This window comes from Pseudomonas sp. FW305-3-2-15-C-LB1 (genome assembly GCF_058787615.1).
In genome coordinates this window covers 141970-156394 of record NZ_JBYSZX010000008.1, presented here as the reverse complement: position 1 = coordinate 156394, position 14425 = coordinate 141970, and the positions used below count along the sequence as shown (strand labels likewise).

At 59.4% G+C, this 14425-nt stretch carries 15 protein-coding genes; 10 read left to right on the top strand and 5 right to left on the bottom strand.

Annotated elements, in window-relative coordinates; translation table 11 throughout:
* Positions 1 to 13 precede the first annotated feature (13 nt).
* Complete coding sequence (locus AC3WP7_RS17570; protein WP_071489381.1) at positions 14 to 958, top strand: Nudix family hydrolase; 945 nt, start codon at positions 14 to 16, stop codon at positions 956 to 958.
* Positions 959 to 1085: 127 nt separating this feature from the next.
* On the opposite strand, the gene AC3WP7_RS17565 is transcribed toward AC3WP7_RS17570, so the two are convergent.
* Genes AC3WP7_RS17565 through AC3WP7_RS17555 form a run of 3 tightly spaced genes read right to left on the bottom strand, consistent with a single transcriptional unit; the run spans position 1086 to position 4667 of the window.
* Complete coding sequence (locus tag AC3WP7_RS17565; RefSeq protein WP_071489382.1) at positions 1086 to 1664, bottom strand: cob(I)yrinic acid a,c-diamide adenosyltransferase; 579 nt, start codon at positions 1662 to 1664, stop codon at positions 1086 to 1088.
* 2 nt (positions 1665 to 1666) lie between these two features.
* Positions 1667 to 3703: a sensor histidine kinase gene (locus tag AC3WP7_RS17560; RefSeq protein ID WP_071489383.1), complete on the bottom strand. Its 2037-nt coding sequence runs from the start codon at positions 3701 to 3703 to the stop codon at positions 1667 to 1669.
* Between the two features lie 46 nt (positions 3704 to 3749).
* On the bottom strand, positions 3750 to 4667 hold the full coding sequence (locus AC3WP7_RS17555; RefSeq protein WP_093513910.1) for a putative 2-dehydropantoate 2-reductase: 918 nt from the start codon (positions 4665 to 4667) through the stop codon (positions 3750 to 3752).
* Between the two features lie 123 nt (positions 4668 to 4790).
* On the opposite strand from AC3WP7_RS17555, the gene AC3WP7_RS17550 reads away from it, so the two are divergent.
* Together AC3WP7_RS17550 and AC3WP7_RS17545 are read left to right on the top strand one after the other, a co-directional pair.
* Positions 4791 to 5276, top strand: a complete 486-nt coding sequence (locus AC3WP7_RS17550) for a YajQ family cyclic di-GMP-binding protein (protein WP_071489385.1) — start codon at positions 4791 to 4793, stop codon at positions 5274 to 5276.
* Between the two features lie 135 nt (positions 5277 to 5411).
* On the top strand, positions 5412 to 6254 hold the full coding sequence (locus AC3WP7_RS17545) for a mechanosensitive ion channel family protein (RefSeq protein ID WP_071489386.1): 843 nt from the start codon (positions 5412 to 5414) through the stop codon (positions 6252 to 6254).
* 191 nt (positions 6255 to 6445) lie between these two features.
* On the opposite strand, the gene AC3WP7_RS17540 is transcribed toward AC3WP7_RS17545, so the two are convergent.
* The gene (locus AC3WP7_RS17540; RefSeq protein ID WP_071489387.1) at positions 6446 to 7744 is read right to left on the bottom strand and encodes an OprD family porin; all 1299 of its coding nucleotides are present in this window, start codon (positions 7742 to 7744) and stop codon (positions 6446 to 6448) included.
* 745 nt (positions 7745 to 8489) lie between these two features.
* Between AC3WP7_RS17540 and AC3WP7_RS17535 the strand changes: the two genes are divergently transcribed.
* Together AC3WP7_RS17535 and AC3WP7_RS17530 are read left to right on the top strand one after the other, a co-directional pair.
* The gene (locus AC3WP7_RS17535; RefSeq protein WP_071489388.1) at positions 8490 to 8915 is read left to right on the top strand and encodes an HIT domain-containing protein; all 426 of its coding nucleotides are present in this window, start codon (positions 8490 to 8492) and stop codon (positions 8913 to 8915) included.
* A 3-nt stretch (positions 8916 to 8918) separates the two neighbouring features.
* Positions 8919 to 9125 (top strand): SlyX family protein, encoded by a 207-nt coding sequence (locus AC3WP7_RS17530; RefSeq protein WP_015885618.1) that lies wholly within the window; start codon positions 8919 to 8921, stop codon positions 9123 to 9125.
* Positions 9126 to 9192: 67 nt separating this feature from the next.
* Here the strand turns inward: AC3WP7_RS17530 and AC3WP7_RS17525 are convergent, their stop codons facing one another.
* Entirely contained in the window at positions 9193 to 9795 is a 603-nt protein-coding gene (locus tag AC3WP7_RS17525) for a cold-shock protein (RefSeq protein WP_092246878.1), read from the bottom strand.
* A 414-nt stretch (positions 9796 to 10209) separates the two neighbouring features.
* Between AC3WP7_RS17525 and AC3WP7_RS17520 the strand changes: the two genes are divergently transcribed.
* From AC3WP7_RS17520 to AC3WP7_RS17500, 5 genes are all read left to right on the top strand, one after another.
* Positions 10210 to 10683, top strand: a complete 474-nt coding sequence (locus AC3WP7_RS17520) for a Dps family protein (protein WP_071489389.1) — start codon at positions 10210 to 10212, stop codon at positions 10681 to 10683.
* 180 nt (positions 10684 to 10863) lie between these two features.
* Complete coding sequence (locus AC3WP7_RS17515; protein WP_092246880.1) at positions 10864 to 11208, top strand: ribbon-helix-helix domain-containing protein; 345 nt, start codon at positions 10864 to 10866, stop codon at positions 11206 to 11208.
* Positions 11209 to 11373: 165 nt separating this feature from the next.
* Complete coding sequence (locus AC3WP7_RS17510; protein WP_003209804.1) at positions 11374 to 11595, top strand: FmdB family zinc ribbon protein; 222 nt, start codon at positions 11374 to 11376, stop codon at positions 11593 to 11595.
* Between the two features lie 107 nt (positions 11596 to 11702).
* Positions 11703 to 13478: an aspartate--tRNA ligase gene (aspS, locus tag AC3WP7_RS17505; RefSeq protein ID WP_071489391.1), complete on the top strand. Its 1776-nt coding sequence runs from the start codon at positions 11703 to 11705 to the stop codon at positions 13476 to 13478.
* A 136-nt stretch (positions 13479 to 13614) separates the two neighbouring features.
* Complete coding sequence (locus AC3WP7_RS17500; RefSeq protein ID WP_102591877.1) at positions 13615 to 14361, top strand: YebC/PmpR family DNA-binding transcriptional regulator; 747 nt, start codon at positions 13615 to 13617, stop codon at positions 14359 to 14361.
* The last annotated feature ends 64 nt before the right edge of the window (positions 14362 to 14425 follow it).

Below are 14425 nucleotides of genomic sequence, written 5' to 3'. Positions count from 1 at the left end.
GAGGATAAGCGCGGTGAAACGAGTGCATGTAGCAGCAGCGGTGATCCGCGGTGTCGACGGCAAAATCCTGCTGGCGCGCCGCGCCGATACCCAGCATCAGGGCGGCCTCTGGGAGTTTCCCGGCGGCAAGGTGGAAGCCAATGAATCGGTAGCCGGCGCACTGTCCCGCGAATTGCAGGAAGAGCTGGGCATCCAGGTCACCACGGCGCGACCGCTGATCAAGGTGCAGCATGACTACCCGGACAAGCAGGTGTTACTGGATGTCTGGGAAGTCTCGGCTTTTACCGGTGAGCCCCATGGCGCCGAAGGGCAACCGCTGGAGTGGGTGGCGCCCCGGGATCTGCTCAACTACGAGTTCCCGGCGGCCAATGCACCGATCGTTGCGGCTGCGCGTTTACCTGCCGAGTACCTGATCACACCGGGCGAACTGGAAACCCCGACGTTACTGCGGGGTATTCAGAAAGCCATTGCTGGCGGCATCAAGCTGGTGCAACTGCGCGCGCCCAACGGCTACGACCCCAAATACCGCGACCTTGCGGTGGATGCGGTGGGCCTGTGTGCGGGCAAGGCCCAGTTGATGCTCAAGGGGCCGTTTGAATGGCTGGGGGATTTTCCTGCGGCCGGTTGGCACATGACCTCGGCGCAATTGCGCAAATACGCCAGCAAGGGGCGCCCGTTGCCGAAGGATCGCTGGCTGGCTGCTTCCTGCCATAACGCCGAGGAATTGGCTCTGGCAGAAATGATGGACGTGGATTTTGTCACGCTGTCGCCGGTGCAACCGACCCAGACCCATCCTGATGCGCAGCCGTTGGGTTGGGAGCAGGCCGCAGAGCTGATCCGTGGGTTCAGCAAACCGGTGTTTCTGTTGGGTGGGGTTGGACCCGCCGAGCGGGAGAAGGCTTGGGAGGCTGGGGCCCAAGGTGTCGCAGGGATTCGTGCGTTCTGGCCTGAGATTTGAGGCTGTTCTGACCGGCCTTATCGGGGAGGCAAGCCCCCTCCCACATTCGACCGAGTTCTACCGTTGGAATGCGGTCAAATGTGGGAGTGGGCTTGCTTGCGAAGGCGTCAGATCAGGCGCTGGATAATCAGTGGGGTTTAGCGGCAGCCTGCCATAAAACCTCGGCCACGCCCTGGCGCCTTGCAATCACCCGCGCCGCCACAAACAGCAAATCCGACAACCGATTGATATACGCCAACCCCACCCCTTCCAACGGCTCGATCGCATTCAACTGCTGACACCGCCGCTCCGCACTGCGCGCCAGGCTGCGGCACATATGGGCCTGGGCGATCAACGCCGAGCCTCCGGGCAGGATGAAGTTCTCCAGCGGTCCCACTTCTTCATTCCAGCGGTCAATCGCCGCTTCCAGCCGGTCCACTTCCGCCGCATTCAACGCCTTGTACACCGGCATCGCCAACTCGCCCCCCAAGTCGAACAAGCGATGCTGGCAAGGCGTAAGCACCTCGATCACATCCTTCAGTTCCGGATGTTTGCCACTCTGTTCTTCCAGGCTGGCCAGTAACAAGCCCAACTGGCTGTTCAACGTATCAACCTCGCCAATGGCCTCCACCCGTGGGTGATCCTTGGGCACGCGGCGGCCGTCGCCCAGGCCGGTTTCGCCCTTGTCGCCGGTGCGGGTGTAGATTTTCGACAGGCGAAAGCCCATGTTCATTGCTCCAGTTGGGTGAGTTCGTAAGGCGGCAGCTGGCTGCCGGCCAGGGGTAAGCGCAAGGTAAAGCAGGTGCCCTGACCGAGGGTGGAGTGCACTTCCATCTGGCCTTTGTGGTTGTTGGTGATGATGAAATACGACACCGACAGCCCAAGCCCGGTGCCCTGGCCGATTTCCTTGGTGGTGAAGAACGGCTCGAAAGTGCGTTTGCGCACGTTTTCGCTCATGCCGATGCCGTTGTCTTCCACCTGGATCTCCGCCCACGGCGGGTTGAGGCGGGTGCGCAGGATGATGCGCCCCGGTTCGCTGTCGTCTTCACGCAGGTGGATGGCCTGGGCTGCGTTTTTCAGCAGGTTGAGCAGGACCTGTTCGAGTTCGTTGGCGGTGCCGGGCACCGGACCCAATTGGGGATCGAACTGGCGGATGATCGCCTGGCCCTTGAAGTCAAAGCCGATGGCCAGGTCGAAATCGTTACCGGCGATCTCCACCGCTTGGTCGATCAATGCCGGCAAGTCGCAAGGCGCCATCTGTCGGTTGCTGCGGCGACTGAAACTGAGCATATGGGTGACGATCTTCGCCGCCCGCGCCCCGGCCTGCTGGATGCCGTCGAGCAACTGCGGCACTTCGCGGCTTTGCAGGTAGCGGTTGACGGTCTCCAACTCGATACCCACCTGTTCCGCGTGTTCCAGGTTCTTCGGCAAGTCGGGGGACAAGCGGCGGCGGATGTTCTGCACGTTATGCAGGATCGCGCCCAGCGGGTTGTTGATCTCGTGGGCCATGCCGGCGGCCAGGCCGCCGACGGAAAGCATTTTCTCCGACTGCACCATCATTTCTTCCAGGGACAGGCGCTGGGTGATGTCATCGATGCGGATCACCACGCCACGTCCGGCACCGCCCATCAGCGGGTAAAACGTGAGGGCATAGTGCTTGGCTTCGTCGTCCTTGAACCAGGTGACGCGTTCGATGCGCTCCACCGTGTGTTGCTCGACCGCCGCCCTGATCTGCGGCAAGTAAGGCTTGAGCGGCTGGAAGGCCAGGTAGATCGGCTGATTCAGGGCTTCATCCAGGCGCGTGCCGGAGAGGGCGCTGGCTTCCTGGTTCCATTGGGTAACGTAGAGCTGTTCATCCAGGGCGATCAAGGCCGAGGGCATCGAGTCGATGATGCTGTTCAGGTAATTCTGGAAACCGGTGAGCTTTTTCTCGATCTTGCTGCGGACCTGGACTTCCAGCTCCAGCTTGCGGTTGGTGTGGCGCGTCTCCTCGGCCAAGCCTTGGGCCTGGTCGTACGCCGCCTGGGAGTCGTCCCGTGCACGCTTGAGCTGCTGCTCTCGGGCTTCGATGCGCGACAGCATGGTGTTGAAGGCTTCGGCCAGGCTGCCGATTTCATCGCGGTTACCGCGACCGGCACGCAGGGCGTAGTTCTCTTCGCGGGTGACCTGGCGCGACAGTTCTTCCAGCTCGTGGATCGGCCGGGTGATCAGGCGTTTGATCTGGCGGGCGATGACCAGCCACAACAGTACGCTGAAAATCAGGATGCCCAGGCTGGCTGTCAGCGTGCCGGTGTAGAACGCCACTGGCAGCTCGCTGCTGGCCACCAGCAGCAAATGCCCGGACGGTTGGCCGGCGCGAGGCAGGGTGATGACTTGGTTGCTGCGAAACTCGGTGACACGCCAGGCCTCGATATGCCGGTAGTTATCGGGAAGGTGCAGGCGGTCACCGTGTTGCATCTGCGCTAAACGGTTGCCGTCGCCGTCATACAGGGCGGCGGCGCGCAGCGGCGAATAGCTGGTCAGTTCATTGAGCAATGCGTCGGCCTTGGCCGGCGATTCGAGGGCCTCGGCGGCGAGCGCCGGGTTGGACACCAGGCGGCCGATGGCCTGCAAGGCCTGGGGCGCCATGCTTTCCTGGGAAATCCAGTAGGCGGCGCTGATAAAGGTCAGGTTGGCCACCAGCAGTACGGTGGTCAATAGCACCAGCAGGGCGGCCAGCAGTTTCTGCCCGACCGGTAGGTTTTCAAGACGCTGGCGCAGCGGCATCAGGGTTTTCCCAGGTGATAGACAGGCGGGCAGGGTAGCGCGTGGTTCAGTCGCGGGGCAATCCGCGTGCAAGCAACTGCTCGACCAGGCGCACTTTTAGCTGTTGAAGGTGCGGCAGGTTCAGTTGGTGGCGGGCGGCCGCCTGGCAAGCATAGCCCAATAGGTAGCTGATTTCGGTGCGGCGGCCGGCGGCCACGTCCTGGTACATGGAGGAGTAGTTCGCGGCGGTGGCCTGGATCACCCGTTTCACCTCGTGTTGCAGGTCCAGCGCGGCGTCGGGCTGGCCGCAGCATTCCAGCAGTTCGCTGAGTTCGGCGCACAGGGTGGCGACTTCGCACTGGTGGGCCTGTAGCTCGCCATTGCGGCACTGATACAGCACGGTCAGCGGGTTGATGGCGCAATTGAGCGCCAGCTTGCGCCAGAGCCGCGTGAGGATGTCGGTGCTCCAATCGTGGGGGATGCCGGCGGCGTGCAAGTCGTCGAGCCACAGCGGCGGGGTAGGGTGGCCCGCATCGCCCAGCCAGGTGTAGCCATGGCCGGCGAACACCACGCGCCAGTCGCCATCGCGAAACGCGCCTTCGGTGCTGGAGGCGAAGATGCAGCGGGCCTGGGGCAGTTGCGCGGCGACGGCATCCTGGCTGCCCAGGCCGTTCTGTAACAGGATCAGTTCGGCGTCCAGTGCAAGGCGGTGTTGCAACTGTGCGACGGCGGCTTGAGCGTCGTAGGCTTTGCATGCCACCAGCAGGCGATGAATCGGCCCCGGACTGTCAGCTGTTTCGCCGATCACCGGGTAGGTGTGTTCTACACCTTGTTCCACCAGGGTCAGCCCCTTGGCTGCCTGATAACTGGCCAAGCGCGCTTCATCGCGCAGGATCAACCGTACGGGCACGCCAGCGCGCGCCAGGCGAGTGGCCCAAAGGGTGCCCAGGCTGCCGGCGCCGAGAATATGCCAGGTGGTCGACATCAGTTTTTGCTCCGTAGGGTCGCCCGCAGCGAACGGGACGAAAGAACCGCTATAATGCCCCGGCATTTTAGCTTGGGCGCGCTCCATCTCTACTGAGCCCGCCCCTTATATTGGAGATATGACATGCCTTCGTTCGACGTGGTATCCGAACTGGACAAACACGAAGTCACCAACGCCGTCGAGAACGCCGTCAAGGAGCTGGATCGCCGCTATGACTTGAAAGGCAAGGGCAGCTTCGAATTCAAGGAAAAAGAGCTGACCGTCAACCTGACCGCTGAAGCCGATTTCCAGCTGGAAGCGATGATCGAGATCCTCAAGCTGTCGCTGGTCAAGCGCAAGATCGATGTGCAGTGCCTTGAAGTAAAGGACGCCTACGCCTCCGGCAAATTGATGAAGCAGGAAGCCGTGCTCAAGGAAGGCATCGACAAGGAGCTGGCGAAGAAGATCGTCGCCCACATCAAGGACGCCAAGCTGAAAGTCCAGGCCGCGATCCAGGGTGAACAGGTACGCGTTACCGGCAAGAAGCGTGACGACCTGCAAGAAGCCATCGCGGCCCTGCGCGCCAAGACCTTCGACATGCCGCTGCAGTTCAATAACTTCCGCGACTGATGGCACATTGGGGAACCTGTGGGCGTTTTTGACGTCCCACGCCCCACAACCTGCGCCTACTATTGAGCCCTCCTGGGCTCAATTGCATTTATGGCCACTCGATACGCCGAACATCCGGTAACCAGGAGAATGTAGATGGATTTCAATGCTGAAGTGGATCACCTGATCAAGACCTCAGAGTCGTGGCTGCCGATGATCATGGAATACGGCAGCCGGTTTTTGCTGGCGGTGGTCACCCTGGCCATCGGTTGGTGGCTGATCAATGTGTTGACCCACCGCGTGGGACGTTTGCTGGCAATGCGCAATGCCGACCTGGCCCTGCAACACTTCATTACCAGCCTGGCGAACATTGCGCTCAAAGTCATGCTGGTGGTCAACGTGGCCTCGATGATCGGCGTGGCAACCACCTCGTTCGTAGCCGCGATTGGTGCCGCCACCCTGGCTATCGGCCTGGCCTTGCAAGGCAGCCTGGCGAACTTTGCCGGCGGCGTGCTGATTCTGCTGTTCCGCCCGTTCCGCATTGGTGACTGGATCGAAGCCCAGGGCACCTCGGGTACCGTCGACAGCATCCAGATCTTCCATACCGTGCTGCGCACCGGCGACAACAAGACCGTGATCATCCCTAACGGCAGCCTGTCCAACGGCCTGATCACCAACACCAACCGCCAGCCGACCCGCAAGGTGGTGTTTGATGTGGGTGTGGACTATGAAGCCGACCTGCAGAAAGCCCGTGAAGTGCTGCTGGAGCTGGCGAAGGATCCGCGCGTACTGGCCGATCCGGCCGCCGTGGCGGTGGTTTCGACTTTGGGCGACAGTTCGATCACCGTTTCCCTGCGTTGCTGGACCAAGACAGCGGATTATTGGGATGTGATGTTCATGTTGAATGAACTGGCGCGTGACCGTTTGAAAGCGGCGGGAATTGATATTCCATTTCCGCAGCGGGTTATTCGTGTGATGCAGGAAAGTGTTACGAAGTAACTAAGGACAATGGCGTTGAACTTGGCCAAAAGGTCAGGTTCAAGGTCGACGGGTTAATCTCGTTAGTTAGCTTGCTAGTTATTTTTCGATTGAAATTAAACGGCAATAAAAAAGCCGCCTCCTTGTCTGCAAGGGGGCGGCTTTTTATTTAAGGCCGAAGCCCTAAGCCATCGTTGTAATCAAACGGTCAATTACAAGATGTTCAGCGGGTAGTTCGCGATCAGACGCAGTTCGTCGATCGAAGGCGAACCGTAGTAAACGCCATCACCCGAACGATAGGTGGCTTGACGCAGACGCAGGCTCAGGTCCTTGGCGGGACCACTTTGGATCACGTACTTGGCTTCGATATCGCGTTCCCACTCTTTACCGTTGGAGGTTGTGGCGGTTTGAGCGCCGCTACCGGTTACGTAACGAGTCATGAAGCTCAGACCAGGAATGCCGAAGGTCGCCATGTTGATGTCATAACGCGCCTGATAGGACTTCTCGCCTTCGGCGTTGAAGTCGGAACGGGCAATGGAGTTGGCCAGGAATACAGAGCCGCCGCCATCTACGCCGTAGCCGTAGTCGCCATCACCGGTGACTTTCTGTGCTGCCAGGGTGAAGGTGTGAGCGCCAATGGTGTACGCACCCTGCAAGCTGAATGCACGGTTATCGAGCTTGACGGAGTTGTCGTAGTAAGCGCGTTGCTTGCCTTCGCCGTCGCTTTTGGTGTCGTAGATGTTGAAGTCCAGTGCGAAGGACTGATCGTTGCTCAGCGCGTGGGTCCAGTTAAGGTTGCTGTACCACTTGCGGAAGTAATCTTCGGTTTTTGCGTAGTACAGGCTGCCAGTGACCTCTGGGGTGAAAGAGTAGACGGCACCGGCAAAGTCGGTTTTCGTCAGGCCCAGGCTGTCACGGAAGGTCTGGTTCTGTGCGACGCTGGAGGTGAAGTGACCGCCTTCCAGTTTCAGGCCCTTGATCTCGTTGCTGGTGATCGAGATGCCCTGTGGCAGCTCAGGCAGCAAACGGCTGTCGTCGGAGGCGAATACTGGGGCTGTGGTGTACTGATCACCCACTTTCAGCACAGTATCGGAGATACGGAATTTAACCGCGCCGCCGCCTTTGGAGTAATCGTCTTGCGAGCGACCGTCTGCACCGGTGGGGAACAGACCGGTACCGGCGCGACCCTTTCCGCTGTCGAGCTTGACGCCCAGCAGGCCGATCACGTCAACACCAACACCGATGGTGCCTTGGGTGAAGCCCGATTGGTACAGGGCGTTGAAGCCCAGGCCAGTCTCTTCGGCACGACTTTTGTTCTTGCCGTTGACTTGCTCGTAGCCACGCAGTGGTTCGTTGCGGAAGTCGCGGCTGAAGTACAGAGCGCGAGTATTGATGCTGAAAGTGCTGTCTTCAACAAAGCCTTTGGAATCGTCCTGGGCGGACGCCATTGCGAACTGCGAGGTGCCTGCTGAAACAGCCAGGGCGATCATGCTCCACTTCATCACGCGCATCGTGATTTGCTCCTTTGGTTTTAGGAAGAGTACTGCCGTCCCACCTGTATTTTTATCTGGGCGGCTCTTTCTTTTATGTGTCGGCGCAAAGTTATATCACGCAGACTCTATTGACGATACTTACCCATCTATCCTTTCAGCTTCTTTACGAGGCTGTCGTAAATTGCTAGCTCCATGTCGCAAATCCACAGTCCTGTTGTAACCGGACTGACAACTTCAATACTGTTTCCAAACCCTTTTCAAAGTTTGAACGCTTCCTTGATACGCATTGAAACGCTGCTGTTCTTTATCGCGAAACACCTGCTTCCAATCGGGTGTCGTTGCCGACGATGCAGGTGTCAATGCAACAAGCGTGCACAAAGCGGTAACCGAATGTCATTTTTTCGTGAAAACCGTTCCGGCCCTGTAAAAACCGCATAAGCACGGGCTTTTTACGCCGTTTGGTTTGGGCTTGACGCGGCTGTGTTACCCCTGTTCGGTGGTACATAAAACCTGTGCGACGGAAAAACGTTACCGGTTCACCCTCATGAGTGGGTACTTGGCGGATCCCTTTGAGGCACAAGTGGGTCATTTTGGTGCGTCCCGGTGAGGCCCGGTTTAGCGTAGCTCAAATATTCGACCGCCTCGAAAGAGTGCATATTTTTTCATCACTGGCGCCGGCGCTTTCCTGCATTCGTCGTGAAGCCGTGCGCATTCGAAGGTATGCTGGGCGCCTGAACCTGACTTGCCGAACGGAGTGCCCGCGGTGTTCGCCCTAGATCAACGCCTGCAACAAGACACACTGGTCATCGGGGACTTCCCGCTGTGCCGCCTGCTGCTGTCCAATGACTCAAACTATCCGTGGTTCATCCTGGTGCCACGCATCAACGCTATCAGCGAAGTGTTTCAACTGGATGTCGCCGACCAGCAGCGTTTGTGGCAAGAGACGACTGCCCTGGCCCAGTTGTTGAATGAAGGCTTGGCCGCCGACAAGATGAACATCGGCGCCCTGGGCAATGTGGTCAGCCAATTGCACGTGCATGTGATCGTGCGCAAGCGCGACGATGCTGCCTGGCCGGCGCCGGTATGGGGCAAGCATCCGGCGCAGCCTTACACCGATGAGCAAGTCGCTGCCATCCGCGCCCGTCTGCGCGAGCTGTTGCCTGCTGACTTCATTTTCAACCAGGGCTGAATCATGGACCTGCAAGACCGCGTCACCGACCTGGAAAGCCGCCTGGCCTTTCAGGACGACACCATCGAGACCCTCAATGACATCCTCGTCACGCAGCAGCGTGCTGTAGAGCGCCTGCAATTGCAGATGACCGCGCTGCTCAAGCGCCAGGAAGAAATGGGCGGCCAGTTCGAAACCTCCGAAGAAGAAGCGCCGCCTCCTCACTATTGATAGCCACGCATAAAAAAACCGCGACCCAGCCAGGCTGGATCGCGGTTTTTTGCTGCGAACGCAGGTATCAGCGGCGCGGCAGTGCAGCGATCACGTCTTCGGCCTGCAGGCCTTTGTCGCGATTCATCACGGAGAACTCCACGCGCTGGCCTTCCACCAGGACGCGATGGCCTTCGCCGCGAATGGCCCGGAAGTGGACGAAGATATCGTCGCCCGAATCACGGGAAATAAAGCCGAAGCCTTTGGATGTGTTGAACCACTTGACGGTACCGGTATCCCGATTGGTCATGTCGTAGGTTTGCGACGAGGCCGCAGGGGACGAACGGTAGAAGCTGATGGCCAGGTGAAGAACGATGGCGACCACAGCGATCACCAGGCTGAGCAGGATGGCCGGGTGGCCGCCGACTTCAGGCATGGGTGCCAGGAGGGTGAGGGTTTGTACGACAACGGTCAGTACCAGCAGCGCGCTGACCAGGTTTTGCAGTTGATGACGCGTGCCTTTGTTCCAGTAAGGGATCACCGGTGCCAGCGTCAGGTTAAGAAGGCCGAACATGGCCAGGTACAGAGCGTCGTGTTGTTCCAGATACGGCAGGCTTTCAGGCTGCAGGCTCGGGATAAAGGACAGCAGCAAAGCTGCAACGCCCGTTAGCAGGTGGACGATTTTCAACATTTTGATTAACTCACGTTAAGACGGATCACAAGGAAGAGCTGACTGGCACGGTTCGCTTCTGAACAATGGGAGGCGTTGGGCACGTGCGCGGGGTATCAGCCTATGCCGCTGCCGCAGAAAGTAACGGCGGCGACACGCTGTCTATTTAACAGCAAAGGCTGTGCCTACTCAAATCAAGCATTTCGGGGTATTGCAAGGGCGATGGCATTTCTGCAGCAAACGCTTGTCCTAGACACGTGCAGGTTTTTCAAACGGCCAGCAGAGAAATTTCCTACTTGCCTCAAAGGCTTGGGTTGCTCCGGTCGGCAGGGCGCACCGGGGCGAATTGCCGCGCCGGGCTGCGCATCACCGGCACTCTTGCTAGAGTGGTCCTGCACCTGATCAATGAATGCTTGTCAATTGAAGGGGATAAACATGGCAATCGATATCGGTATCAGTGAAGAAGATCGTAAATCCATCGTCGACGGGCTTTCGCGACTGCTTTCCGATACCTATGTTCTGTATCTGAAAACCCACAACTTCCATTGGAACGTCACGGGCCCCATGTTCCGCACGCTGCACTTGATGTTCGAAGAGCAGTACAACGAACTGGCCCTGGCCGTGGACTCCATTGCCGAGCGTATCCGTGCCCTGGGGTTTGCTGCGCCGGGTGCCTACTCCATCTATGCCCGTCTTTCTTCCATCAAGGAAGAAGAGGGCGTGCCCAGTGCCGAAGAGATGATCAAGCAATTGGTGGCTGGCCAGGAAGCGGTCACCCGCACCGCGCGCGGTATCTTCCCGCTGCTCGACAAGGTCAGCGATGAGCCGACGGCCGACCTGCTGACCCAGCGTATGCAGGTGCATGAGAAAACCGCGTGGATGCTGCGGTCCCTGCTTGAAAATCAGTAAACGCTGACCTTGAGTGGCGCCGCCCTGGCGCCGCTCGCTTGTTTCCGCGCATTTCCTGGCGTTGTCCTACGTCGATCAACTCCGCGTCTTCTGGCTGCCTGCCGCTCCCTGCTGTTTTTATAGGGCATTGCCCAATGGGACGACCCATGGGCGGTTGTTTGGCAATGGAGTGTCAGGTGTATGTCACGCGGAGTCGGTAATGGAGTGATGGAAACCGGTGGTTTCCATAAGATAAAGATCGACCCTTTTGCAAAAGGGTTCGATATGGGGCTGGCCAAGCCGCTGTCCCGGTCGGTGAGGCTCAATGGTTTTTCCACGTGCCTGCGGCTGGAGCAGATCTATTGGAATATCCTCACGGAAATCGCCAGGATCAATGCCTGTTCAGTCAGTGCGTTGCTGTCTTATGTCGATCGGGAAGTACACTTGCGTTATGGCGGTGTGAAGAACTTCAGTGGGTTGGTCAGGGTGGTGTGCGTGGTTCATGTCCTCAAAGGGCGTTTTGACCCTGCGTGCTCACCGGGATAGCCACCGGGCTTCGGGGCCGGCCCTCCATCATGGCGGGCAGGGCCCTGGGCAGAAGCCGGCTGCGCTGCCTCGATTTACCAGATATAATCCCGCGCTTTGCTACGCATGCTGCGGACCCGTAGGGCAGGCGTGGCGCAGTAACGTTCTGATCGCCGAGACATCGCCATGCCCATGTACGACTACCAATGTGCTTCCTGCGGTCATCAGCTGGAAGCCATTCAGAAGATCAGCGCAGCGCCGTTGGTCGATTGCCCAGCCTGCCAGGCGCCTGAGCTCAAGAAGATGTTGTCCATGCCGGGCTTCCGCTTGAGCGGCAACGGCTGGTACGAGACCGACTTCAAGACCGGCTCGAAGAAGAACCTGGCCGGCGGCGACAAAGCAGACTGAGTTGAACTCTACGCGCAGGCTCCTGCATTATCCGTCCCCTGCTTTAATGTACGGTGACGAGGCAGGCCTCCACCGAATTTCGAATTACGAGAAGTGAAACCACTACCATGATGCGCAGCCACTATTGCGGCCAACTGAACGAGACCCTGGAAGGTCAGGAAATCACCCTTTGCGGATGGGTTCACCGTCGCCGCGACCACGGCGGGGTGATCTTCCTCGATATCCGTGATCGTGATGGTCTGGCCCAGGTGGTGTTCGACCCGGATCGCGCCGAAAGCTTCGCCGCCGCCGACCGCGTGCGCAGCGAATACGTCGTGAAGATCACCGGCAAGGTTCGCCTGCGTCCGGCGGGTGCCGTGAACAAGAACATGGCGTCCGGCGGCATCGAAGTGCTGGGCTATGAGCTGGAAGTACTGAACGAGTCGGAAACCCCGCCGTTCCCACTCAACGAATACTCTGACGTGGGCGAAGAAACCCGCCTGCGCTATCGCTTCCTGGACCTGCGTCGTCCGGAAATGGCCGAGAAGCTGCGCCTGCGTTCGCGCATGACCACCAGCATCCGTCGTTTCCTCGACGAAAACGGCTTCCTCGATGTCGAAACCCCGATCCTGACCCGGGCCACCCCGGAAGGCGCGCGCGACTACCTGGTACCTAGCCGTACCCACGCCGGTTCGTTCTTCGCCCTGCCGCAATCGCCGCAGCTGTTCAAGCAACTGCTGATGGTCGCCGGCTTCGACCGCTACTACCAGATCGCCAAGTGCTTCCGCGACGAAGACCTGCGCGCTGACCGCCAGCCTGAATTCACCCAGATCGACATCGAGACCAGCTTCCTCGATGAAAAAGAGATCATGGGCCTGACCGAACAGATGATCCGCAACCTGTTTAAGGAAGTGCTGGGCCTGGAATTCGGCGACTTCCCGCACATGACCTTCGAAGAAGCCATGCGCCGCTACGGTTCCGACAAGCCAGACCTGCGTAACCCGCTGGAACTGGTGGACGTGGCTGACCAACTCAAAGAAGTCGACTTCAAGGTGTTCAGCGGCCCGGCCAACGACCCTAAATGCCGCATCGCCGCCCTGCGCGTGCCTGGCGGCGCGAGCATGCCGCGCAAGCAGATCGACGACTACACCAAGTTCGTTGGCATCTACGGTGCCAAGGGCCTGGCGTATATCAAGGTCAACGAGCGCGCCAATGGCGTTGACGGCCTGCAATCGCCGATCGTGAAGAACATTCCGCTGGACAACCTGAACGCGATCCTCGATCGCGTCGGCGCAGTCGACGGCGATATCGTGTTCTTCGGCGCCGACAAGGCCAAGATCGTCAGCGAAGCCTTGGGCGCGCTGCGCATCAAGCTGGGTCACGACTTGAACCTGCTGACCTGCGAATGGGCCCCGATGTGGGTCGTTGACTTCCCGATGTTCGAAGAAAACGACGACGGTAGCTTCAGCGCCTTGCACCACCCGTTCACCGCGCCGAAATGCTCGCCGGCCGAACTGGAAGCCAACCCGGCTGGCGCGCTGTCCCGCGCGTATGACATGGTATTGAACGGTACCGAGCTGGGTGGCGGTTCGATCCGTATCCATCGCAAGGAAATGCAGCAAGCGGTGTTCCGCCTGTTGGGCATCAACGAAGCGGAACAGGAAGAGAAGTTCGGCTTCCTGCTCGACGCCCTGAAATACGGTGCGCCGCCCCATGGTGGCCTGGCGTTCGGCCTGGATCGCCTGGTGATGCTGATGACCGGCGCCCAGTCGATCCGTGAAGTGATCGCCTTCCCGAAAACCCAGAGCGCTGCGGACGTCATGACCCAGGCGCCAGGTGTGGTGGATGCCAAGGCATTGCGCGAGCTGCACATCCGTCTGCGCGAGACGCCGAAGGCTGAGTAAGGCTGCTGCGTGAAAGCGCACTGAGGTTTACGCAGTCAAAAAAGGCGCATCTTCGGATGCGCCTTTGCGTTACAAGGGTTGCATTCCGCCTGGGGCGGAATTGATAAGGTTTCTAGAGAATTTTTGGAGTTGTGTTATGGCTGGCCATTCCAAGTGGGCGAACATCAAGCACCGCAAAGAGCGTCAGGATGCCAAGAAAGGCAAGATTTTCACTAAATGGATCCGCGAGCTGACCGTCGCGGCCCGCCAGGGTGGGGGTGATCCAGGCTCCAACCCGCGTCTGCGCTTGGCGCTGGACAAGGCCCTTGGCGCGAACATGAGTCGCGACATCATCGACCGCGCCGTGGCCCGCGGTGCCGGCGCTGCCGGTACCGACGACATGGTCGAGCTGAGCTACGAAGGCTATGGCCCGGGTGGCGTGGCCGTGATGGTCGAGTGCATGACCGACAACCGCAACCGTACTGCCGCCGCTGTGCGTCATGCATTCAGCAAATGTGGTGGCAACCTCGGCACTGACGGTTCGGTGGCCTACCTGTTCGAGCGCAAGGGGCAGATTACCTTCGCGCCGGGCACCGATGAAGATGCGCTGATGGAAGCGGCGATGGAGGCGGATGCCGACGACGTGGTGACCAACGAAGACGGTTCCATCGACGTGTTCACTTCGTTCGCCAGCTTCTATGCGGTGCGCAATGCCCTGGAAGCGGCCGGTTTCAAAGGTACCGACGCGGAAATCGTGATGCTGCCGACCACCAGCGCCGAGCTGGACCTGGACGGTGCGCAGAAAGTGCTGAAGATGCTGGATATGCTCGAAGACCTGGATGATGTGCAGAACGTGTATTCCAACGCCGACATCCCTGAGTCTGTAGCCGAACAGCTAGGCTGAAGGACGATGTAGATCAAAAAGTGGGAGGGGGCTTGCCCCCGATGACAGTGTGTCAGTTACGTAT

What these genes read in the sequence shown, in the direction of transcription:
- AC3WP7_RS17565 (WP_071489382.1), bottom strand. Translation starts at nt 1,664, where the DNA reads ATGGGCTTTCGCCTGTCGAAAATCTACACCCGCACCGGCGACAAGGGC.
- AC3WP7_RS17560 (WP_071489383.1), bottom strand. Translation starts at nt 3,703, where the DNA reads ATGCCGCTGCGCCAGCGTCTTGAAAACCTACCGGTCGGGCAGAAACTG.
- AC3WP7_RS17555 (WP_093513910.1), bottom strand. Translation starts at nt 4,667, where the DNA reads ATGTCGACCACCTGGCATATTCTCGGCGCCGGCAGCCTGGGCACCCTT.
- AC3WP7_RS17550 (WP_071489385.1), top strand. Translation starts at nt 4,791, where the DNA reads ATGCCTTCGTTCGACGTGGTATCCGAACTGGACAAACACGAAGTCACC.
- AC3WP7_RS17545 (WP_071489386.1), top strand. Translation starts at nt 5,412, where the DNA reads ATGGATTTCAATGCTGAAGTGGATCACCTGATCAAGACCTCAGAGTCG.
- AC3WP7_RS17540 (WP_071489387.1), bottom strand. Translation starts at nt 7,744, where the DNA reads ATGCGCGTGATGAAGTGGAGCATGATCGCCCTGGCTGTTTCAGCAGGC.
- AC3WP7_RS17530 (WP_015885618.1), top strand. Translation starts at nt 8,919, where the DNA reads ATGGACCTGCAAGACCGCGTCACCGACCTGGAAAGCCGCCTGGCCTTT.
- AC3WP7_RS17525 (WP_092246878.1), bottom strand. Translation starts at nt 9,795, where the DNA reads ATGTTGAAAATCGTCCACCTGCTAACGGGCGTTGCAGCTTTGCTGCTG.
- AC3WP7_RS17520 (WP_071489389.1), top strand. Translation starts at nt 10,210, where the DNA reads ATGGCAATCGATATCGGTATCAGTGAAGAAGATCGTAAATCCATCGTC.
- AC3WP7_RS17515 (WP_092246880.1), top strand. Translation starts at nt 10,864, where the DNA reads ATGTCACGCGGAGTCGGTAATGGAGTGATGGAAACCGGTGGTTTCCAT.
- AC3WP7_RS17510 (WP_003209804.1), top strand. Translation starts at nt 11,374, where the DNA reads ATGCCCATGTACGACTACCAATGTGCTTCCTGCGGTCATCAGCTGGAA.
- aspS (WP_071489391.1), top strand. Translation starts at nt 11,703, where the DNA reads ATGATGCGCAGCCACTATTGCGGCCAACTGAACGAGACCCTGGAAGGT.
- AC3WP7_RS17500 (WP_102591877.1), top strand. Translation starts at nt 13,615, where the DNA reads ATGGCTGGCCATTCCAAGTGGGCGAACATCAAGCACCGCAAAGAGCGT.